This window comes from Pseudomonas sp. R3-41, assembly GCF_054161485.1.
This window is the reverse complement of record NZ_CP096421.1, coordinates 4,755,830-4,777,383: the sequence shown is the minus strand read 5'-3', so window position 1 is coordinate 4,777,383 and position 21,554 is coordinate 4,755,830. Positions and strand designations below refer to the sequence as shown.

The following is a 21,554-nucleotide window of genomic DNA, read 5'->3' as shown; positions in this document are numbered from 1 at the left end:
CTCTATTGCAAGGTTCGCGGTTCCGAACTCCGCTATCATGCGGCGGTTTTCGTGACAGGCTTTGCTACGGAGTTTCAATGAACACGCTTTTTATGCACTGCCGGCCGGGCTTCGAAGGCGAGGTCTGTTCCGAGATCGCCGAACATGCGGCTCGGCTCAACGTGGCCGGCTATGCCAAGGCCAAGCCGGCCAGCGCCTGCGCCGAATTTGTCTGCACGCAAGAGGACGGCGCCGAACGGCTGATGCGTGGGCAGCGTTTTGCCGAGCTGATTTTCCCGCGCCAGTGGGCGCGGGGCACGTTCATTGACTTGCCGGAAACCGACCGTATCAGCGTCATCCTGGCCCACATGAGCGGCTTCCCAGTCTGTGGCAGCTTATGGCTCGAGGTGGTCGACACCAATGACGGCAAGGAACTGTCGAACTTCTGCAAGAAATTCGAAGGCCCGCTGCGCAAGGCGTTGAGCGGGGCTGGCAAGTTGGTGGACGATCCGCGCAAGCCGCGCCTGCTGCTGACCTTCAAGAGTGGCCGCGAAGTCTTCCTGGGCCTGGCGGACGCGGATAATTCGGCGATGTGGCCGATGGGCATCCCGCGCCTCAAGTTCCCCCGGGAGGCGCCAAGCCGCTCCACCCTCAAGCTCGAAGAAGCCTGGCACCATTTCATCCCCCGGGACCAGTGGGACGAGCGCCTGCACAGTGACATGACCGGCGTGGACCTCGGCGCCGCGCCGGGCGGTTGGACCTGGCAACTGGTCAACCGCGGCATGCTGGTGACGGCCATCGACAACGGCCCGATGGCCGAAAGCCTGATGGATACCGGCCTGGTGCAGCATCTGATGGCGGACGGCTTCACGTTCAAGCCCAAGCAGCCGGTGGATTGGATGGTCTGCGACATCGTCGAAAAGCCCGCGCGCAACGCGGCGATGCTGGAGGAGTGGATTGGCGAAGGGCATTGCCGCGAGGCTGTGGTCAACCTCAAGCTGCCTATGAAACAGCGTTATGCCGAGGTGAAACGCCTGCTCGAACGCATCGCCGAGGGTTTCAAGGCCCGGGGTATCCAGGTTGAAATCGGTTGCAAGCAGCTGTACCACGACCGCGAGGAAGTGACGTGCCATCTGCGGCGGCTGGATACCAAAAAGCCGAAGTCCCGCTGAAGCTATGGAGCGAGCTTTTGTGGCGAGGGAGCTTGCTCCCGCTGGGTTGCGAAGCAACCCCAATGTCCTGTTGGACTCCTAAAGTGACGACTGCTTCGCAGCCGAGCGGGAGCAAGCTCCCTCGCCACAGGGCTGATGTACATCTGTTAAGAGCGCCGGCATTGCGCGACAATGCCGGCCAGTTTCAGGAGTAGAACATGAGTGAAATGAACGACACGCCGGTCGACGGCACACTGGATGCCACGGGCCTCAATTGCCCGGAACCGGTGATGATGCTGCACCAGCACATCCGTGACCTGGCCCCCGGTGGCCTGTTGAAAGTCATCGCCACCGACCCCTCGACTCGCCGCGACATCCCCAAGTTTTGCGTGTTCCTGGATCACGAACTGGTGGCCCAGCAGGAAGAGGCTGGTACCTACCTCTACTGGATCCGCAAGAAACTCGCTTAATCCGTCGAGTGGCTGACGCGGATCTGCTTGCGTGCGCTGCGTGTCAGGCGGATCGACAACATCAGCGCCGCGCAGCTCAGGCCTACGATCAGGCCTTGCCACAACCCGCTCGGGCCGCTGGCCGCGCCGAGCCAGTCGGTCAGGCCCAGCGCGTAGCCCACCGGCAGGCCGATGCCCCAATAGGCGAACAGGGTCAGGATCATCGTCACACGGGTGTCCTGGTAGCCGCGCAACGCGCCTGCCGCCGTGACCTGGATCGCATCGGAAAACTGGAACAGCGCCGCGTAGACGATCAGCATCGAGGCCACTTCGATCACCACCGGGTCGGCGGTATAGATCGCCGCGATAGGCCCGCGCAATGCGAACATCAGGCTCGCCGACAGGCAGGCGTACGCCAGGGCCGTGCCCATGCCCACCCCGGCGGCAAAGCGCGCTTCACGGGGCTGGCGACGGCCCAAGGCCTGGCCGACCCGCACCGTGACAGCCATGCCCAGGGAGTAGGGGATCATGAACACCAGGGAGCTGAAGTTCAGCGCGATCTGGTGCCCGGCCACCACCGTGGCCCCGAGGCTGCCGATCAGCAGCGCGATCACCGCGAAAATACTCGACTCGGCGAACACCGCGATGCCAATTGGCAGGCCGATGCCCAGCAGGCGCTTGATCACTGTCCATTGCGGCCAGTCGAAACGGCTGAACAACCGACTCGACTGATAGGCCGGTGCCCAACGGGCCCAACCGGCCATGCCCAGCGCCATGAACCACATCACGATGGCCGTGGCCCAGCCGCAACCGACGCCGCCCATGGCGGGCACGCCCAGGTGCCCGTAGATGAAGATGTAATTGAGCGGAATGTTCAATGCCAGCCCGCACAGCCCCAGCACCATTGCCGGTCGCGTGCGGCCCAGGCCATCGCTGAAGCAGCGCAGCACGTGATACAGCGCCACGGCCGGCAGGCCCGTGCCGATGCCACGCAGGTATTCCATGCAGGGGCCGATCAATTCGGGATCGACCTTCATGATGTGCAGGATCGGTTCGGCGCTGAACAGCGCCAGGGTCGCGAGCAAACCCACCACCAGCGCCAGCCACAGTGCCTGGCGCACCAGCGGCCCGATTTCGTCGAACGTGCCGGCACCGAAGCGCTGGGCCACTTTTGGCGTGGTCGCCAGCAACGTGCCGGTCATCAACAGGAACACCGGTACCCAAATCGAGTTGCCCAGGGCCACGGCCGCCAAGTCCCGTGGGCCGACCCGACCGGCCATCACCGCGTCGACAAAGCCCATGGCGGTGGTCGCCAGTTGCGCCACCATGATTGGCACGGCCAAGGCCAGCAGGGTCTTGAATTCCAGACGCACCCGGGCCGGGCGGGAAAGGGTGGCAGGAGAGTCGATGACAGGATTCACAGGCGAAGCGTCCGAGAGAAATTAGCGCAAGGCGGCGAATTCTACGCCTTGACGCTGTGGTCAGGAAAAAAGCTGTGTTGTGGATTTGTAATCGTCAACGTCTGCCCGGGTAGTTTCTGTGGCGAGGGAGCTTGCTCCCGCTGGACTGCGAAGCAGGCCAAAAAGCGGGCGGCTGCTTCGCACCCGAGCGGGAGCAAGCTCCCTCGCCACAAACGCGTTCACTGAGGCAATGGACTGGCCCATCGAGGCGAGGAACGCCTACACTGCCCCTCCCGCCAAAGGAGCTCTGCCATGCTGATCGTCGCCGACGAAAACATCCCCCTGCTTGATGCGTTTTTCCAAGGGTTCGGCGAAATCCGCCGGGTACCGGGCCGGGGAATCGACCGGACGATGGTCGAGCAAGCCGATGTGCTGCTGGTGCGTTCGGTCAGCCAGGTCAATCGGGCGCTGCTGGAGGGTAGCAAGGTACGCTTCGTCGGCACATGCACCATCGGCACCGATCACCTGGACCTGGATTATCTGGCCGAGGCCGGTATTCACTGGGCCAGCGCACCCGGTTGCAACGCCCGTGGCGTGGTGGACTACGTGTTGGGCAGCCTGATGACCCTGGCGGAAATCGAAGGCGTGGCGCTCGCGCAGCGGACCTTCGGCGTGGTCGGCGCAGGGCAGGTGGGCGGGCGGTTGATCGAACTGCTCAAGGGCCTGGGCTGGACCGTCAAGGTCTGCGATCCGCCGCGTCAGGCCGCCGAGGGCGGTGACTATGTGAGCCTGGAACAGATCATCGAGCAATGCGATGTGATCAGCCTGCACACCCCGTTGACCCACGACGGCGAGCAACCGACCTGGCACCTGTTCGACGAAGCGCGCCTGAACCAGCTCAAGCCCGGCACCTGGCTGATCAATGCGGCCCGCGGCCCGGTGATCGACAACGCCGCGCTGCGCGAGGTGTTGCTGGAGCGCGAAGACCTGCAAGCGGTGCTGGATGTCTGGGAGCAGGAGCCCACCGTTGATGTGGACCTGGCCGATTTGTGCGTGATCGCTACCCCGCACATTGCCGGTTACAGCCTCGATGGTCGTCAGCGCGGCACCGCCCAGATCTACCAGGCCTTGTGCGCTTTCCTGGAACAGCCGGTTGAAGTCAGCCTCAGCGACCTGTTGCCTCGGCCTTGGCTCGGTGGCATCACCCTGGATGCCGCAACCGACCCGGCCTGGGCCTTGGCGGCGTTGTGCCGGAGCGTGTACGACCCCCGTGGCGACGACGCAAACTTTCGCCGCAGCCTGGTGGGCACGGTCAGCGAGCAACGCAGCGCGTTCGACGCCTTGCGCAAGCATTATCCGCCACGGCGGGAAATCGACAGCTTGAAGGTTCGTATCGAAGGGCAGTCGGCGACCTTGCAACAGATCGTGACGGCGCTGGGTGCCACTGCCATATAGCGTGGAGCGCTGTTGTGGCGAGGGAGCTTGCTCCCGCTCGGCTGCGAAGCAGTCGTCGCTTTTTGGAATCCAAAAGGCATTAGGGTCGCTTCGCAACCCAGCGGGAGCAAGCTCCCTCGCCACAAGAGCCTCACCACAAGAGTCTGCAAAATCAGCAGGCATAAAAAACCCGACATCAAGGTCGGGTTCAATCGAGACGGGCTGTATCACTTTTGTTCGGCAGGCTTGACCAGTCGTTTTTCCAACTCGCCGCAGGCTTTGCGAATCATGTCTTCGGTGATCGGTACTTCGCGCCCTTGTTCATCGATGAACGAGCAGCCCAGAGATTGGTCCGGTTGCGTGCGGATTACTTGAATCTTGTCGTCGCTGCTGTGTTGCAAGGACATGGCCTGTCTCCTCATCAGGTTGTGTGCCTACTTTAATGTCGCCAGGTGACCGAGCCATGACACTCCTTGCAGGTTCATGGCGACACCTCCACTCAATCAGAAACACAGTCGCGTTTCCAGCCAGACTTTAGACCGATAACATCTAGCGCCTAGTCGTCGTGGTCATATTTAACCTGACTCATTCTGATTCAACCTGGTTCCGTTGCGTTTCGACCGCGCGGGCCGGCCTTTTCCTGCTGAATTATCGGACGCCTTTGATGCTTTCTTCTCGACATCGCCGTGCCATACGCCTGGCCACCGGCTTCATCGCCCCTTATCGCAAACAAGTCGCCGGCGCGTTGCTGGCCTTGATTGTCACTGCCGGCATTACCTTGTCGATGGGCCAGGGCATCCGCTTGTTGGTGGACCAGGGCTTCATGACCCGTTCGCCACACTTGCTCAATCAATCCATCGGCCTGTTCATGGTGTTGGTGGTGGGGCTGGCGATCGGTACGTTTGCACGTTTTTACCTGGTGTCCTGGATCGGCGAGCGGGTAGTGGCCGATATCCGGCGGCAGGTCTTCAACCATCTGGTGTACTTGCACCCAGGCTTCTACGAAAACAACCGCAGTTCGGAAATCCAGTCGCGGCTGACCACTGACACGACCTTGCTGCAATCGGTGATCGGTTCGTCGCTGTCGTTGTTTTTGCGCAATGTCTTGATGGTGGTGGGGGGCATCGTGCTGCTGTTTGTCACCAATCCCAAGTTGACCAGCATCGTGGTGATTGCCCTGCCGCTGGTATTGGCGCCGATCCTGATCTTTGGGCGGCGAGTGCGCAGCTTGTCGCGTGAGAGCCAGGACCGTGTTGCCGACGTCGGCAGCTACGTCTCCGAAACTCTCGGCCAGATCAAGACCGTGCAGGCCTACAACCATCAGGTCCAGGACGAACAGCGTTTTTCCGTGACAGTGGAGCAGGCCTTCCACACCGCTCGCAAGCGCATCGCCCAGCGGGCCTGGCTGATCACCCTGGTGATCGTGCTCGTGCTGGGGGCGGTGGGGGTAATGCTCTGGGTCGGCGGTATGGATGTGATCGCCGGGCGGATTTCCGGCGGCGAGCTGGCGGCGTTCGTGTTCTACAGCCTGATTGTCGGCAGCGCCTTCGGGACCCTGAGCGAAGTGATCGGCGAGCTGCAGCGGGCGGCCGGTGCGGCAGAGCGCATTGCCGAGCTGCTGCGTTCGGAGAACATCATCCAGCCGCCGGCCTCAGGACTCGTGACCTTGCCGGTGCGGGTCCGCGGCGATTTACGTCTTGAAGGCGTGCGTTTTTCCTATCCGTCCCGGCCGGACAGTTACGCGGTCGACGGTCTCGACCTGAGCGTCAAGGCCGGCGAGACCCTGGCCCTCGTCGGGCCTTCCGGTGCGGGTAAGTCGACGGTCTACGACTTGCTGTTGCGTTTCTATGATCCGGTGCAAGGGCAGATCCTGATCGACGACGTGCCGTTGACCCAGCTCGATCCGTTGGACCTGCGCCGGCACTTCGCCCTGGTCTCACAAAACCCGGCGCTGTTTTTCGGCACGGTCGAAGAAAACATTCGTTACGGCAATCCGCAGGCGACGCCCGAACAGGTGCGCGAGGCCGCGCAGATCGCCCATGCCCATGACTTCATCGAAAAAATGCCCAACGGCTACCAGACTCACCTGGGCGACGGCGGCCTGGGCTTGTCCGGCGGCCAGCGCCAACGCCTGGCCATCGCCCGAGCCTTGTTGGTGGATGCGCCGATCCTGCTGCTGGACGAAGCCACCAGTGCCCTCGATGCGCAAAGCGAACACCTGATCCAGCAAGCCTTGCCTAGCCTGATGAAAAACCGCACCACCCTGGTCATTGCCCATCGCCTGGCCACGGTGAAAAACGCCGACCGGATCGCGGTGATGGACCAGGGCAAGGTGGTTGCCGTGGGCACTCACCAGGAGCTGGTAGCCAGCAATGCGCTGTATGCGCGGTTGGCGGCGTTGCAGTTCAATCAGCACGGCGAGGATGTTTAGTGAGTTTGATGTGTTGAGATCAATGTGGGAGCGAGCCTGCTCGCGATAGCGGCTGATCAGCAACAAAGATGCTGACTGTCACACCGCTATCGCGAGCAGGCTCGCTCCCACAGGGTCCAGCAACCGACCCAGTCACCGAGCAAAAAAATGCCCGCTTCCTTCGAGGCGGGCATTTTTTCTTCTCAGTAACAGCCTGCGCTAATACTCACTGATCATCGAAATACCGCTCATGCCAGTCCACCAGCGGTTGCGGCGAGTTGAGCTTCTGGCCGTAGATCACCGAATATGACAACACGTTCTGCACGTATTGGCGGGTCTCGTCGAATGGAATACTTTCGACCCAGACGTCGAAGCTCAAGTGATCGGCACCGCGCAACCATTGGCGCACGCGACCGGGGCCGGCATTGTAGGCCGCCGAGGCGAGGACGCGGTTGCCGTTGAACTGGCTGTGAACCTGGCTCAGGTAGGCCGCGCCCAACTGGATGTTCTTGTCCGGGTTCAACACTTGCTGAGGCGACGCCAGGGGAATGCTGAACTTGCGCGCGGTTTCCTTGGCAGTGCCAGGCATCAGTTGCATCAGGCCGGCGGCGCCGACGCTGGAGCGGGCGTCGTCCATGAAGGCACTTTCCTGGCGAGTGATTGCGAAGACCCAGCTCGAATGCAGGCCACGCACCTTGGCTTCACGTACCAGGGTGTCGCGGTGGGCCATCGGGAAACGGATGTCCAGGTCGTCCCAGTACTTGGCCTGGCTGATGGTGCGAATGGCCGGGAAATACCACTTCAGGTCATAGGCCAGTTTCGCCTGGGCGACCATTTCGTCCCGGTTGAAATGCCGGCTGACGTGATACCACTCGCGGCGTCCGTCCACGATGTCCCCACGGGCATGAAACTCCAGTGCACGACGCACGCCCGGTGTGTTGCGCACCTTATTGATCAGCGCCTGGCTCATCACCAGTGGCTTGTTGACGAGGGAATACGGCGACTGGGAGCGGTCGGCGGCCAGGAAGCCATAAAAGTCCCGCTCACGGGCCAGGTGCTTGTAGAGCGCCAGGGCCTCGGGGTTTTGCGGCTGCGCCAGCTCCAGCGTGCGGGCTTGCCAGTAGCGCCAGCGGTTGGTGCTCGCCAGCGACTCGGGCAGGCGGCGGGTCAGTTGGTAGGCATCGTCCCAGCGGGCCAGGCGCAGCAGCAGGCGCAAGCGCCACTCCGAAACGGTGTCGTCGCGCAGTTCCGGGTCGTATTTGGTCATCACGTCCAAGGCGCGGCTGTCGAAGCGCTTGGCCAGGGTCAGGCCGATTTCCCGGGCAATCGCGACTTTTTCATCCCGGGAAAAATGCATGGTGCTGGCGTAGCCATCCAGCAGCGCCATGGCTTTTTCCGGATCCTGGCGGGCCAGGCGACGCAGGCCGAGGCTGACGATATCGGACATCGGTTCATCGGCCGGGCTGAAGCGCGAGGGCTGGTTGAGCAACTCAGGCTTTTGCGCCACGTCCACCAGCAACTTGCCACGGGGGGCGAGAGTGGTCAGGCCGCTGACCAGGCTGTTGGCCAGCGGATAATTGCGCGCCTGGGCGGCCAGCTTGGTGCGCTCCCAGCGTTTCTGCTCGGTCAACTGGCCCTGGGATGCCCATAGGCCGAACAACGCATCGCAGGCCTGGGGCTGTGACTTGCCGGTGAGCCAGAGCTTTTCGGCATTGGCATAGCCTTCGGCCTTAAGGCCATGGCTGAGCTGGTACTGAGCGTTGAGGCAGTCCAATTCGGTGAAGTTGAGCTTGGGGTCGTAATACTTGACGAAGGTCGCCCAATCGCCGCGCTCGGCCAGCCAGCGCAACCAACGCAGTTTCATCCAGTTGGCCTGGGGCAGGTCACCGTGCTCGGCGAGGAATTTTTCGATTTCGGCGTTGCTGGCGCTCTTGAGGCGCGCGGTCAGTTCATCGTAGGCCAGGTAGGGCTCCAACGGGTAATCGCGCAAGGCCTGGCTGTAGCGAAAGTAAGGGCCGGAATCACCCTTGGCCAAGGCCCGCTTGGCCTCGTTGTAATACTGGCGCTGAGTGGAAATATCCACCGCCTGAGCGGATTGAACGGCAGTGGCACATACAAAAAGACACGATAAAACACTGAAAAGGCGACTGCGCATGAGACGTCCGGGCAGAAAAAACATGACAAGCCCAAGGGTTAACCCAGGGTAACTGTCTGTAGCTTAGCCTTTTGCCAGCAGCCGGCGAAAGCTTTGCAGGGCTGTCGGTGCAAGTTCGCAACATTTGTCGTGCAGAGTGCTTCAGTGGCGAAATTGGCGGACCCTTGAGGCCTCATCTCAGGTAGAATGCGCGCCCGGTTTTTGGAGAAGCTCATGACCCTGCTCAAATTCAGCGATGTGTCCCTTGCTTTCGGCGCTATGCCGTTGTTGGACAAGGTGTCCTGGCAGATCGCCCGTGGTGAGCGGGTGTGCATCATCGGCCGCAACGGCACTGGCAAGTCCAGCATGATGAAGCTGGTCAAGGGCGATCAAAAGCCCGATGACGGCTCGGTCTGGCGCGCGCCAGGCCTGAAAATCGGCGAATTGCCCCAGGAACTGCCGGTGGCCGACGAGCGGACCGTATTCGACGTGGTCGCCGAAGGCCTGGACGGGGTCGGCGCGCTGTTGGCCGAGTATCACCACCTGAGCCAGAACATCGTCACCGATGCCGACCTGGACAAGTTGATGCACGTGCAGCACGACCTTGAAGCCCGAGATGGCTGGCGTCTGCAGCAACTGGTTGACAGCACCCTGAGCCGCCTGCAATTGCCGGCCGACAAGACCCTCGCCGAGTTGTCCGGCGGCTGGCGTCGTCGCGTCCTGCTGGCCCAGGCCCTCGTGTCCGAGCCGGACCTGCTGCTGCTCGACGAACCGACCAACCACCTGGACATCGGTGCCATCGCCTGGCTTGAAGAAGCCCTGAAGGACTTCCAGGGGGCGGTGCTGTTCATCACCCACGACCGTTCCTTCCTGCAGAACCTGGCGACGCGCATCCTTGAACTGGACCGCGGCGGCCTGATCGATTGGAACGGCGACTACGCCAGCTTCCTGGTGCACAAGGAAGCGGCGCTGGCGGCGGAAGAAACCGCCAATGCCCTGTTCGATAAGAAACTGGCCCAGGAAGAAGTCTGGATTCGCCAGGGCATCAAGGCTCGTCGCACCCGCAACGAAGGCCGTGTGCGGGCCCTCAAGGCCTTGCGCGTTGAGCGCAGCGAACGCCGTGAACGTACCGGCAAGGCCAATATCCAGTTGGATACTGCCGACAAGTCCGGCAAGCAGGTGATGGTCCTTGAGAATGTGAGCTTCGCCCACCCTGGCGGCCCGTTCCTGATCAAGGACTTCTCCATGGTCCTGCAGCGTGGCGATCGCATCGGCTTGCTAGGGGCCAACGGCACCGGCAAGACGACTTTGCTCAAACTGATGCTTGGCGGCCTGGTGCCGACCAATGGCAAGGTGGAGGAGGGTACGAAGATCGACGTTGCCTACTTCGACCAGTTGCGCCATCAGTTGGACCTGGAAAAGACCGTGATCGACAACGTGGCCGAAGGCCGCGATTTCATCGACATCGATGGCCAGAGCCGTCACGTGTTGAGCTACCTCGGCGATTTCCTGTTCAGTCCACAGCGTGCCCGTACGCCGGTCAAGGCGCTGTCGGGCGGTGAGCGCGCCCGTCTGTTGCTGGCCAAGCTGTTCAGCAAGCCAGCGAACCTGCTGGTGCTCGACGAACCGACCAACGACCTGGACGTGGAAACCCTGGAGTTGCTGGAAGAAGTGCTGTTGACCTTCAACGGCACCGTGCTGATGGTCAGTCACGACCGGGCATTCCTCGACAACGTGGTCACCAGCACCCTGGTGTTCGAAGGCGAAGGCCTGGTGCGTGAATACGTCGGTGGTTATCAGGACTGGCTGCGCCAGGGCGGCTCGCCGCGTCTGCTTGGGGTCACCGAGAGCAAGTCCGGCAAGGCCGACCTGAATTCGGCGGTGGTCAAGGCCGAGCCCGCGCCGGTTGCCGCCGCAGCTCCGGCCCCGGCGAAGAAAAAGCTCAGCTACAAATTGCAGCGCGAGCTGGAGGCTCTGCCGGGCGATATCGATGCGAAGGAGCAGCAGATCGCCGCGGTGGAAGCCGAAATGGCCGACGCTGGGTTCTATCAGCGGCCTGCTGCCGAAACCGCCAAGGTTATCGCGCAGTTGGAACAACTGCAGGCCGAGCTGGATGCATTGGTCGAGCGCTGGGCCGAGCTGGACGCTTGATCCATTGAGATAAGAAACCAATCCCTGTGGGAGCGAGCCTGCTCGCGATAGCGGTCGATCAGCGCCATTGGTGTTGGCTGACACACCGCTTTCGCGAGCAGGCTCGCTCCCACAGGGGTATATGGCTCAGGTGCGCTTGACCAGGTGCACTGCCAGCACATCGCAGGGCGCGCCATGCAGCACATCGTTGGCAGTCGAGCCCAGCAGAAGCGCCAGGCCATGGCGACCATGGCTGCCGACGACAATCAGGTCGCAACCCTGTTCCTTGGCCAGGTGATGGATCTCCTGGCGTGGCTGGCCGTAGGTCAAGTGGCTGAACTCCTTCTTCAGGGCCGGGTATTTCACGATCAGTCGGTCAAGGCGTTCCTTGGCCTGGTCGAATTGCTGCTGCTGCAACTGGGAAAGGTCCATCGGCACGTCGCCGCCGAAGGCCATGGCCATTGGTTCGACGATATGCACCAGCGACAGCTGGGTGTCTCGGCCTTCGCAAAGGGCGAGGGCGCGCTTGACGACCGGATCGCATTCTTCAGTGAGGTCAACGGCGACCAGAACGTGGTTGTAGTACATGGAAGGCACTCCAGAGAATTGCGATACGGTAAGTATGGCTGGTTTCAAGCGCATTGACGGCGACCTGGGTCAATGGCTCATCAGAATCGGGGAGTACGAATATGACGGTCTGGATAGTGCTGTCAATCCTGTTGGTGGTGTTAAGTCCATTGGCATGGTTGCGTCCGTCCCGTGTACAGAACGGTCGCATGGCCCTGCGCATGGAAGCGCGACGCCTGGGCCTGGCCATGCAACTGGCGCCACAGGAGTGGCCGCACTGGCTCGGCCAGCAGCCGCCAAACCCCTGTGCCCAGTACTATCGGCCTCGGCGAGGCAACCAGCCGGCCTGTTGGAGCTATTGGCAAACGGCACCGGGCGTCTGGGCCAATCAGTGGCGGGAAGTCTGCCAGGATGAATCCTTGCTCAATCATTTCGAAAAATTGCCGGCCAACGTCTACAAAGTCGAAGCCGACCGGCAAATGATTGCGGTGTACTGGGGCGAAAAAGGCGAAGCCAGTGTTTTGCAAGACATTGCCAGCACGCTCAAGGCGCTGGCCTGAGGCATAAAAAAGCCCGACAGTCTCATCGGGCGGTTGGCCAGGCAGGCCGGTAATCCATCTCATGTCAGGGCGTGCGTTCGCAGCGCCCTTCGTTCCTGAAATTTCAATCGCATTCCCGACAGCGTAGTCGGCTGGACCCGATATGTCTGGAATTAGGGCGATTTTTCTAATGATTGATCCTATGAATAGCTGCACATGCGGCGCCGTGTTGCGGATCCGTACGGTACGGAAATGACCGTAAAGTCGCGTTCTCGCCCGTGTTTAGGGCGATTGACAATTGTCGGAAATTCCGTGAAGGTGACGTACCCAAATCAAACGGGCGTATGAATTGAGCGTTTGTATTTTCGGAACGCTCCTACAGACCCCGACTATCGCGTTGACGGGTGTGCCTGGCGGATTGGCGTAGCATCGACGGTAACGTCAGTGTCGAACCAGTGGCCAGCGTCCAACGTGTACTGTTCAGCTTCCATATCGTGGAGATCAGTTGATGATTTACGAAGGTAAAGCCATCACGGTTAAGGCTCTTGAAAGTGGCATCGTCGAACTGAAATTCGACCTCAAGGGTGAGTCCGTCAACAAGTTCAACCGTCTAACCCTGAATGAATTGCGTCAGGCCGTAGACACTATCAAGGCAGATGCTTCGATCAAGGGTGTGATCGTCAGCAGCGGCAAGGACGTGTTCATCGTCGGTGCCGACATCACCGAATTCGTCGACAACTTCAAGCTGCCCGATGCCGAACTGATCGCTGGCAACCTCGAAGCCAACCGTATTTTCAGCGACTTCGAAGACCTCAACGTACCGACCGTCGTGGCCATCAACGGCATCGCCCTGGGTGGCGGCCTGGAGATGTGCCTGGCGGCGGATTACCGCGTCATGGCCACCACGGCCAAGATCGGCCTGCCGGAAGTCAAGCTGGGCATCTACCCGGGCTTCGGCGGTACCGTGCGCCTGCCGCGCCTGATCGGTGCCGACAATGCCATCGAGTGGATTGCCGCCGGCAAGGAAAACCGTGCCGAAGACGCACTGAAAGTCGGCGCCGTGGATGCGGTGGTCGAACCTGGCAAGCTCCAGGAAGCGGCCCTTGAAACCATCAAGCGCGCCATCAGCGGCGAGTTCGACTACAAGGCCAAGCGCCAGCCGAAGCTGGAAAAGCTCAAGCTCAACGCCATCGAACAAATGATGGCCTTCGAAACCGCGAAGGGTTTCGTGGCCGGACAAGCTGGCCCGAACTACCCGGCGCCGGTCGAAGCGATCAAGACTATCCAGAAAGCCGCAAGCTTCGGTCGCGACAAGGCCTTGGAAGTCGAGGCCGCCGGCTTCGTCAAGTTGGCCAAGACCTCGGCTGCGCAAAGCCTGATCGGCCTGTTTCTCAACGATCAGGAACTGAAGAAAAAGGCCAAGGCCTACGACGAAATCGCCCGTGACGTGAAGCAGGCCGCCGTGCTCGGCGCCGGCATCATGGGCGGCGGCATCGCCTACCAGTCGGCGTCCAAGGGTACGCCGATCCTGATGAAGGACATCAATGAACACGGGATCGAGCAGGGCCTGGCCGAAGCCGCCAAGCTGCTGGTCGGTCGCGTCGACAAGGGGCGCATGACCGCCGCGAAGATGGCCGAAGTGCTCAACGGCATTCGTCCGACGCTGTCCTACGGCGATTTCGGCCATGTCGACCTGGTGGTCGAAGCGGTTGTCGAGAACCCGAAGGTCAAGCAAGCGGTACTGGCTGAAGTCGAAGACAAGGTCAAGGAGGACACCATCCTCGCCTCGAACACCTCGACCATCTCCATCTCGCTGCTGGCCAAGGCCCTCAAGCGTCCGGAGAACTTCGTCGGCATGCACTTCTTCAACCCGGTGCACATGATGCCGCTGGTGGAAGTGATCCGTGGCGAGAAGTCCAGTGAGCTGGCTGTTGCCACCACCGTGGCCTACGCCAAGAAAATGGGCAAGAACCCGATCGTCGTCAACGATTGCCCGGGTTTCCTGGTCAACCGCGTGCTGTTCCCATACTTCGGCGGTTTCGCCAAGCTGGTCAGCGCCGGTGTGGACTTCGTGCGCATCGACAAGATCATGGAAAAATTCGGCTGGCCGATGGGCCCGGCGTACCTGATGGACGTGGTCGGCATCGACACCGGCCACCACGGTCGCGACGTCATGGCTGAAGGCTTCCCGGACCGCATGAAAGACGACCGTCGTTCGGCTGTCGACGTGCTCTACGAAGCCAAGCGCCTGGGCCAGAAGAATGGCAAGGGCTTCTACGCCTACGAGACCGACAAGCGCGGCAAGCAGAAGAAAGTCGCCGATGCGTCGGTGCTGGAAGTGCTCAAGCCGATCGTCTACGAGCAGCGCGACGTCACCGACGAGGACATCATCAACTGGATGATGATCCCGCTGTGCCTCGAAACCGTGCGTTGCCTGGAAGACGGCATTGTCGAAACCGCCGCCGAAGCCGACATGGGTCTGGTCTACGGTATCGGTTTCCCTCCATTCCGTGGCGGTGCGCTGCGTTACATCGATTCGATTGGTGTGGCCGAGTTCGTTGCCCTGGCTGACCAGTACGCTGATCTGGGCGCGCTGTACCACCCGACCGCGAAGCTGCGTGAAATGGCCAAGAACGGCCAACGCTTCTTCGGTTAAGCGCCCAACGACTAGAGCGAGAGAACATTTATGAGCTTGAATCCTAGAGACGTCGTGATCGTCGACTTCGGTCGTACGCCGATGGGCCGCTCCAAGGGCGGCATGCACCGCAACACCCGCGCCGAAGACATGTCGGCGCACCTGATCAGCAAGCTGCTGGAGCGCAACGTCAAGGTCGACCCCAACGAAGTCGAAGACGTGATCTGGGGCTGTGTGAACCAGACCCTGGAGCAGGGCTGGAACATCGCCCGCATGGCCTCGCTGATGACCCAGATTCCTCACACCGCGGCCGGCCAGACCGTCAGCCGCCTGTGCGGTTCGTCCATGAGCGCGCTGCACACCGCCGCCCAGGCGATCATGACCGGCAATGGTGACGTATTCGTCGTCGGTGGTGTCGAGCACATGGGCCACGTGAGCATGATGCACGGCGTCGATCCGAACCCGCACATGTCGCTGTACGCGGCCAAGGCCTCGGGCATGATGGGTCTGACCGCGGAAATGCTGGGCAAGATGCACGGCATCAGCCGCGAACAGCAGGACGCCTTTGGCGTGCGTTCCCACCAGCTCGCCCACAAGGCGACCGTGGAAGGCAAGTTCAAGGACGAGATCATCCCGATGCAGGGCTATGACGAGAATGGTTTCCTGAAGCTGTTCGACTACGACGAAACCATTCGTCCGGAAACCACCCTGGAAAGCCTGGCGGCCCTGAAGCCGGCCTTCAATCCGAAGGGTGGCACCGTGACAGCTGGTACTTCATCGCAGATCACCGACGGTGCCTCGTGCATGATCGTGATGTCGGCCCAGCGTGCCCAGGACCTGGGTATCCAGCCGATGGCAGTGATTCGTTCGATGGCCGTGGCGGGTGTGGACCCGGCGATCATGGGCTATGGTCCAGTACCGGCCACGCAGAAAGCCTTGAAGCGTGCAGGCCTGAGTATCGCCGATATCGACTTCTTCGAGCTCAACGAAGCTTTCGCCGCACAGGCCCTGCCGGTGCTGAAAGATTTGAAAGTGCTCGACAAGATGAACGAGAAGGTTAACCTGCACGGCGGTGCGATCGCCCTGGGTCATCCGTTCGGTTGCTCCGGTGCGCGTATCTCCGGCACGCTGCTCAACGTCATGAAGCAGAATGGCGGCACCTTTGGTGTCTCGACCATGTGCATTGGCCTCGGCCAAGGCATCGCCACTGTCTTCGAACGCGTCTAAGCGTTGCGTCGATGGAAGCCGGGGCCAAGTGCCCCGGTTTTTGTTTTTTCGGGGTTAGTAACAAAAGAATTTTGTTTTTATTTTGAAAAGATTTGAGTGAGGGCCAAAGCATGCCGATACAACCTGGGCTCTACCAGCATTACAAAGGTCCGCAGTACCGCGTATTCAGCATTGCGCGGCATTCCGAGACCGAGGAGGAAGTGGTCTTCTATCAAGCCCTGTATGGCGATTACGGCTTTTGGGTGCGTCCCTTGAGCATGTTCGAGGAGTCCGTCGAGGTTGACGGCGAACAGGTGCCACGCTTTGCTTTGGTGCAGGCCGAGGAGAGCATTTTTTCCAAGCCTTGAGGCCGGCATGCGGGCAACCCTGCGCTTGACCTCACCTTGCAGCCACTATATATAGCGGTGCCGCGTCAGGCGCCAACCGCCTTTCACTTTTTAGAATTCAGGAATTTTCTGATCCATGGGCAAATCGCTGGTCATTGTGGAATCCCCGGCTAAGGCCAAGACCATCAACAAGTATCTGGGCAACCAATACGTGGTGAAGTCGAGTATCGGCCATATCCGAGACCTGCCCACCAGCGGTTCGGCTAGCGCCAGTAAGGAGCCAGCCGCCAAGCGCGGCAAGGCTGCTGCCGGTGAAGCGCCGGCGCTGTCGCCGAAAGACAAGGCGCGCAAGCAGCTGGTCTCACGCATGGGGGTCGATCCGGAACACGGCTGGAAAGCCAAGTACGAGATCCTCCCAGGCAAGGAAAAGGTCATCGAAGAACTGCGTCGGCTCGCCAAGGATGCCGACACCATCTATCTCGCGACGGACTTGGACCGCGAAGGGGAAGCCATTGCCTGGCACCTGCGCGAAGCCATTGGTGGGGATGACAGCCGCTACAAGCGCGTGGTGTTCAACGAAATCACCAAGAAGGCCATCCAGGAAGCCTTCTCCCAGCCGGGCGAACTGGATATCGACCGGGTCAACGCCCAACAGGCGCGGCGTTTCCTCGACCGTGTGGTGGGCTACATGGTTTCGCCGCTGCTGTGGGCCAAGATCGCCCGCGGCCTGTCGGCTGGTCGCGTGCAGTCGGTGGCCGTGAAGCTGGTGGTGGAGCGCGAGCGGGAAATCCGGGCGTTCATCCCTGAAGAGTACTGGGAAGTCCACGCCGACCTCGGCACTGCCAAGGGCGCGACTGTGCGCTTCGACGTGGCCCGCGAGAAGGGTGAAGCCTTCAAACCGCTCAACGAAGCCCAGGCCATGGCGGCGCTGGAGAAGCTCAAGGCGTCCAGCTATAGCATCGTCAAGCGTGAAGACAAACCGACCAGCAGCAAGCCGTCGGCGCCGTTCATCACCTCCACGCTGCAACAGGCCGCGAGCAATCGCCTGGGCTTTGGCGTGAAGAAAACCATGATGATGGCCCAGCGTTTGTACGAAGCCGGCTACATCACTTACATGCGTACCGACTCGACGAACCTGTCGGCCGATGCCGTGGCGATGGCGCGCACTTATATAGAAAGCGAGTTCGGCAAGAAGTACCTGCCGGACACGCCGAACGTCTACAGCAGCAAGGAAGGCGCGCAGGAGGCTCACGAAGCGATTCGTCCGTCCGATGCCAACACCGAGCCAAGCAAGCTGTCGGGCATGGAGCGCGATGCCGAGCGTCTCTACGAGCTGATCTGGCGCCAGTTCCTGGCCTGCCAGATGCTGCCGGCGCAATACCTGTCCACCACGGTCAGCGTCGGTGCCGGCGACTTCGAGCTGCGCGCCAAGGGGCGCATCCTGAAGTTCGACGGCTACACCCGCGTCATGCCGCAAATCACCAAGCCTGGGGATGACGATGTCCTGCCGGACATGGCCCAGGGCGACGTGATGAAGCTGATCAAGCTCGATCCGACCCAGCACTTCACCAAGCCGCCGGCCCGTTACTCCGAAGCCAGCCTGGTCAAGGAAATGGAAAAACGCGGCATCGGCCGTCCTTCGACCTACGCCGCGATCATCTCCACCATCCAGGACCGCGGTTATGTGGCGCTGCACAACCGTCGTTTCTATTCGGAAAAGATGGGGGACATCGTCACCGAGCGTCTGTCCGAGAGCTTCTCGAACCTGATGGACTACGGCTTCACCGCCGGCATGGAAGAAAACCTCGACGATGTGGCTCAGGGCGAACGGGACTGGAAAAATGTCCTCGACGAATTCTATGGCGACTTCAAGAAAAAACTCGAAGTAGCTGAAAGCCCTGACAGCGGCATGCGCGCCAACCAGCCGGTCATGACCGACATCCCGTGCCTGACCTGCGGGCGTCCGATGCAAATCCGTACCGCCTCGACTGGCGTGTTTCTCGGTTGCTCGGGCTACAGCCTGCCGCCCAAGGAGCGCTGCAAGGCTACCGTCAACCTGGTGCCGGGCGACGAAATCGCTGCGGACGACGAGGGTGAGTCGGAATCCCTGGTACTGCGCGGCAAGCATCGCTGCCCGATCTGCAGCACGGCGATGGATGCCTACCTGCTGGATGAAAAGCGCAAGCTGCACATCTGCGGTAACAACCCGGACTGCGCCGGCTACGAGATTGAAGAGGGCACTTATCGCATCAAGGGCTACGAAGGCCCGAGCCTGGAATGCGACAAGTGCGGCAGCGAGATGCAGCTCAAGACCGGCCGTTTCGGCAAGTTCTTCGGTTGCACCAACCCGACCTGCAAGAACACCCGAAAACTGCTCAAGAGCGGGGACGCGGCGCCGCCGAAGATGGACCCGGTGAAGATGCCTGAGCTCAAATGCGAGAAGGTCAACGACACCTACATCCTGCGTGACGGCGCCTCCGGCCTGTTCCTGGCAGCCAGCCAGTTCCCGAAAAACCGTGAGACCCGTGCGCCATTGGTGATGGAGATCGTGCCGCATAAGGACGAGATCGATCCGAAGTACCATTTCCTCTGTGAAGCACCGCAGAAGGATCCGGAAGGGCGTCCGGCGGTCATTCGCTACAGCCGCAAGACCAAGGAGCAGTACGTGCAGACCGAAGTCGACGGCAAGCCGACCGGCTGGAAGGCCTATTACGACGGCGGTAAGTGGACGGTTGAAGACAAGCGTTGATTGAACGCCTGTTTAAGAAGGAGGGCTAAGCGAGGACCCCGTGGCGAGGGAGCTTGCTCCCACTGGGCGGCACAGCCGTCCTCGATAGGGCCCGACTGAACAAAAAGGCCACATGACAACCCATAGGTTTTCATGTGGCCTTTTTGTTTTTGGCTTGCAGTGGCCTTGGTTGATCCACGACACTGTCGCACTTGCGTGAAGCTTTCATTTCGTTGGGGAGATGCCGCCATGGCCCACGAACTCTATACCCGCACCAATCAGAAAATCTATTTCGCCGGTCTGTCGCTCGAAGCGCTCACCCGGGCCGAAGACGGGCGTGCGATGAATTCCCAGGCGCTGCTCCAGGCAGGGCGTGAGTCCGCGCTGTTTCACCTATACGGTGCGTTGTTGGGGTTATGCCATGAAATCGCTGGTTTCTATCGCCTGCCACAAGCGAATGCGCCGCGGGCCGAGCTGCTGTTGACCCGCGAAGTGCTGGAAACCATCGCCATCCCGGAAATGGCCGAAATGGTCGAGCTGGCACACAACCCGGAAACCTGGCTGGCAAAGCTGTTGGCGGCCCATGCGGCGCTGTTCGAGCCGCCACGAGCCCCGCGCAAGCCCAAGGGGGACGTGACCCAGCCGTTGATCGTCGCGGTCAATCTGGACGAGCAGGATCCCGAGCAGGAGCTGAGCCGGGAAGAGCTGGAGAGCTGGCGCCAGAACCTCAAGAGCTTGGCGATACGCTTTCGTGAAGGGTTGAACGAGTGCTGAGTTTCCCTTCGGCCCTTTACGTCCATTGATAACGCTTGGTCAAGATCCCGAGCGGAGCCTGGCCGATGACTATATAATCCTCGCCTTTCGTGGAGAACAGACTTTTATGCCTACGTCCTTTCTAGAAATTGTCGAACTTCCTGATGGCCGCATCGAGCTGCGCAGGGCAGAGGACGAGGGTTCTCTGGTTACCCTGAACTTCTCCGAAGATGCCAAGGTGTTCCTCCAAGGCCAACACGTCGAAGTCGCCAAGGCGATGCTGAGCGTGGGCGTCCAGATGGCCGGTCGCCTGGTTGAAGGCGAATTCAACAAGGAAGAGGGGCCGCGGGTCCTTCATTAATCCCGCCTGTCGGCTTTTTTGAAAAATGTGACTGACCGGCTTCTCTGTCTTGGAGAAGCCCCGCGTTTGTCTTACCCCAATCGAATATTCAGGCTTTGTGCGTCCCCGGTGCGGGCGGCGCTGATCAACTGTTGCCGTGCGGTCGCGGTCAATGGGTTGAGCCAACTGACCACAGTGTGGCTGCGGCCCAGGCGCAAGGCTTCGCAGGTCAACTGTTGGGCGCTCTGGGTGCCCCGTGGCTGCAGCAACAGGATGCGTTCACGGTTCAGGCCGGCATCCCGCAGCCAGGCCTGGGTAACGCTGGCCGGTGGCGCGATCAGCGTCAACCAGCGAGCATCCTGGTCCTGGCTGAGTTCTCGCAGAATCGGCGCCAGCAGGTTCAGGCAGTTTCCGGCCGCACCACGTAACGACAGTTCGCTGAAAGCCTCGGGTTCGACGCCCCAGGGCGACTCGATGACCTCTTTCAGGACTGGAACCAGCGGTTGGGCCATGAATGCCTCGAACAGCGGAAGTTGTGTGTGTTGTGGTGTGTGAGGGAACTGCATAAAGCCTCCTTTAGCGGCGAATGACGCCGACGCTCAAGCCTTCGATGACCAGGTCCTGGTCTTTCAGGTTCACTTCGATGGGGGCGAACTCAGGGTTCTCGGCAATGAGCCAGACCTTGCTGCCGTCGCGCTTGAAGCGCTTGACGGTCACTTCGTCGCCGATGCGCGCCACCACGATCTGGCCATTGCGGGCTTCGCGGGTGGTGTGGACGGCCAGGAGGTCACCGTCGAAGATACCGATGTCCTTCATGCTCATGCCGTGTACCCGAAGCAGGTAATCGGCCCGGGGATGGAAGAACGAAGGGTTGATATTGCAGGATTCCTCGACATGCTGCTGGGCGAGGATCGGTGCGCCTGCCGCGACCCGGCCAATGATCGGCAGGGTGGTTTCGTCGGCCTTGGCTTCGAAGCCAGGGATGCGAATGCCACGGGATGCGCCCGGGGTCATTTCGATCGCGCCCTTGCGCGCCAGCGCCTTGAGGTGTTCTTCAGCCGCGTTGGGCGACTTGAAACCCAGTTCCTGGGCGATTTCCGCGCGAGTCGGCGGGTAGCCGTTGTCTTCGAGGCAGCGTTTGATGAAGGCCAGAATCTCTGCTTGGCGTGGCGTCAGCTTTAGCATATTGATCGCTCTGTCTTTTTATACAGTGACTGGGATTATATACAGTAGACGCTGCTTGGCAATCCTCCTTTTTTCGCGGGCCGCTGGACGGTCGGTCGGCTTGTTGGTTGGGGCAGGGCTACCACCTGAGAAAAGGTGTGGTTAAATACGTGACCGACCGTTCGCAA

18 protein-coding genes are annotated in these 21,554 nt (G+C 61.0%); 12 read left to right on the top strand and 6 right to left on the bottom strand.

Annotated elements, in window-relative coordinates:
• Positions 1–77 precede the first annotated feature (77 nt).
• Positions 78–1,151 carry a 23S rRNA (cytidine(2498)-2'-O)-methyltransferase RlmM gene (gene rlmM, locus M1D99_RS20475; protein ID WP_186728209.1) on the top strand — a complete coding sequence of 358 codons (1,074 nt, stop codon included), beginning with the start codon at positions 78–80 and terminating at the stop codon, positions 1,149–1,151.
• A 197-nt stretch (positions 1,152–1,348) separates the two neighbouring features.
• Positions 1,349–1,600, top strand: coding sequence for a sulfurtransferase TusA (gene tusA / locus M1D99_RS20470; protein WP_003183455.1), 252 nt, complete (start codon positions 1,349–1,351; stop codon positions 1,598–1,600).
• Here the strand turns inward: tusA and M1D99_RS20465 are convergent.
• A complete protein-coding gene (locus M1D99_RS20465) occupies positions 1,597–3,000 on the bottom strand; it encodes an MATE family efflux transporter (RefSeq protein ID WP_346343453.1) in 1,404 nt (467 codons plus the stop codon). The two genes, tusA and M1D99_RS20465, sit on opposite strands and share 4 nt — an antisense overlap.
• Before the next feature lie 291 nt (positions 3,001–3,291).
• Here M1D99_RS20465 and pdxB point away from each other — a divergent pair, with 291 nt between their 5' ends.
• Positions 3,292–4,434 (top strand): 4-phosphoerythronate dehydrogenase PdxB, encoded by a 1,143-nt coding sequence (gene pdxB / locus M1D99_RS20460; RefSeq protein WP_458130689.1) that lies wholly within the window; start codon positions 3,292–3,294, stop codon positions 4,432–4,434.
• A 206-nt stretch (positions 4,435–4,640) separates the two neighbouring features.
• Here pdxB and M1D99_RS20455 read toward each other — a convergent pair whose 3' ends face one another.
• Positions 4,641–4,820: a PA1571 family protein gene (locus M1D99_RS20455; protein ID WP_186705236.1), complete on the bottom strand. Its 180-nt coding sequence runs from the start codon at positions 4,818–4,820 to the stop codon at positions 4,641–4,643.
• Positions 4,821–5,077: 257 nt separating this feature from the next.
• On the opposite strand from M1D99_RS20455, the gene M1D99_RS20450 reads away from it, so the two are divergent.
• Entirely contained in the window at positions 5,078–6,844 is a 1,767-nt protein-coding gene (locus tag M1D99_RS20450; protein ID WP_434571369.1) for an ABC transporter transmembrane domain-containing protein, read from the top strand.
• Between the two features lie 205 nt (positions 6,845–7,049).
• Here M1D99_RS20450 and M1D99_RS20445 read toward each other — a convergent pair whose 3' ends face one another.
• Entirely contained in the window at positions 7,050–8,978 is a 1,929-nt protein-coding gene (locus M1D99_RS20445) for a transglycosylase SLT domain-containing protein (RefSeq protein ID WP_186705234.1), read from the bottom strand.
• Between the two features lie 213 nt (positions 8,979–9,191).
• Here M1D99_RS20445 and M1D99_RS20440 point away from each other — a divergent pair, with 213 nt between their 5' ends.
• Positions 9,192–11,108 (top strand): ATP-binding cassette domain-containing protein, encoded by a 1,917-nt coding sequence (locus tag M1D99_RS20440; RefSeq protein ID WP_186705233.1) that lies wholly within the window; start codon positions 9,192–9,194, stop codon positions 11,106–11,108.
• A 126-nt stretch (positions 11,109–11,234) separates the two neighbouring features.
• Here M1D99_RS20440 and M1D99_RS20435 read toward each other — a convergent pair whose 3' ends face one another.
• On the bottom strand, positions 11,235–11,675 hold the full coding sequence (locus M1D99_RS20435) for a universal stress protein (RefSeq protein WP_060738415.1): 441 nt from the start codon (positions 11,673–11,675) through the stop codon (positions 11,235–11,237).
• 101 nt (positions 11,676–11,776) lie between these two features.
• On the opposite strand from M1D99_RS20435, the gene M1D99_RS20430 reads away from it, so the two are divergent.
• The 7 genes from M1D99_RS20430 (at position 11,777) to M1D99_RS20400 (ending at position 20,223) form a co-directional block, all read left to right on the top strand.
• Positions 11,777–12,214, top strand: a complete 438-nt coding sequence (locus M1D99_RS20430) for a hypothetical protein (protein WP_186705232.1) — start codon at positions 11,777–11,779, stop codon at positions 12,212–12,214.
• A gap of 487 nt (positions 12,215–12,701) precedes the next feature.
• Positions 12,702–14,849 carry a fatty acid oxidation complex subunit alpha FadB gene (gene fadB / locus M1D99_RS20425; protein WP_186705231.1) on the top strand — a complete coding sequence of 716 codons (2,148 nt, stop codon included), beginning with the start codon at positions 12,702–12,704 and terminating at the stop codon, positions 14,847–14,849.
• Between the two features lie 30 nt (positions 14,850–14,879).
• A complete protein-coding gene (fadA, locus tag M1D99_RS20420; protein WP_053120718.1) occupies positions 14,880–16,055 on the top strand; it encodes an acetyl-CoA C-acyltransferase FadA in 1,176 nt (391 codons plus the stop codon).
• Positions 16,056–16,165: 110 nt separating this feature from the next.
• On the top strand, positions 16,166–16,402 hold the full coding sequence (locus M1D99_RS20415) for a DUF1653 domain-containing protein (protein WP_003199644.1): 237 nt from the start codon (positions 16,166–16,168) through the stop codon (positions 16,400–16,402).
• A 115-nt stretch (positions 16,403–16,517) separates the two neighbouring features.
• The gene (gene topA / locus M1D99_RS20410) at positions 16,518–19,130 is read left to right on the top strand and encodes a type I DNA topoisomerase (protein WP_413794789.1); all 2,613 of its coding nucleotides are present in this window, start codon (positions 16,518–16,520) and stop codon (positions 19,128–19,130) included.
• 228 nt (positions 19,131–19,358) lie between these two features.
• A complete protein-coding gene (locus M1D99_RS20405; protein ID WP_434571364.1) occupies positions 19,359–19,883 on the top strand; it encodes a DUF6586 family protein in 525 nt (174 codons plus the stop codon).
• 106 nt (positions 19,884–19,989) lie between these two features.
• Positions 19,990–20,223, top strand: a complete 234-nt coding sequence (locus M1D99_RS20400; RefSeq protein WP_003183419.1) for a hypothetical protein — start codon at positions 19,990–19,992, stop codon at positions 20,221–20,223.
• Positions 20,224–20,294: 71 nt separating this feature from the next.
• Here M1D99_RS20400 and sulA read toward each other — a convergent pair whose 3' ends face one another.
• Positions 20,295–20,768 carry an SOS-induced cell division inhibitor SulA gene (sulA, locus tag M1D99_RS20395; protein WP_003199648.1) on the bottom strand — a complete coding sequence of 158 codons (474 nt, stop codon included), beginning with the start codon at positions 20,766–20,768 and terminating at the stop codon, positions 20,295–20,297.
• A 10-nt stretch (positions 20,769–20,778) separates the two neighbouring features.
• Positions 20,779–21,387 carry a transcriptional repressor LexA gene (lexA, locus tag M1D99_RS20390; protein WP_003199651.1) on the bottom strand — a complete coding sequence of 203 codons (609 nt, stop codon included), beginning with the start codon at positions 21,385–21,387 and terminating at the stop codon, positions 20,779–20,781.
• Between the last annotated feature and the right edge of the window lie 167 nt (positions 21,388–21,554).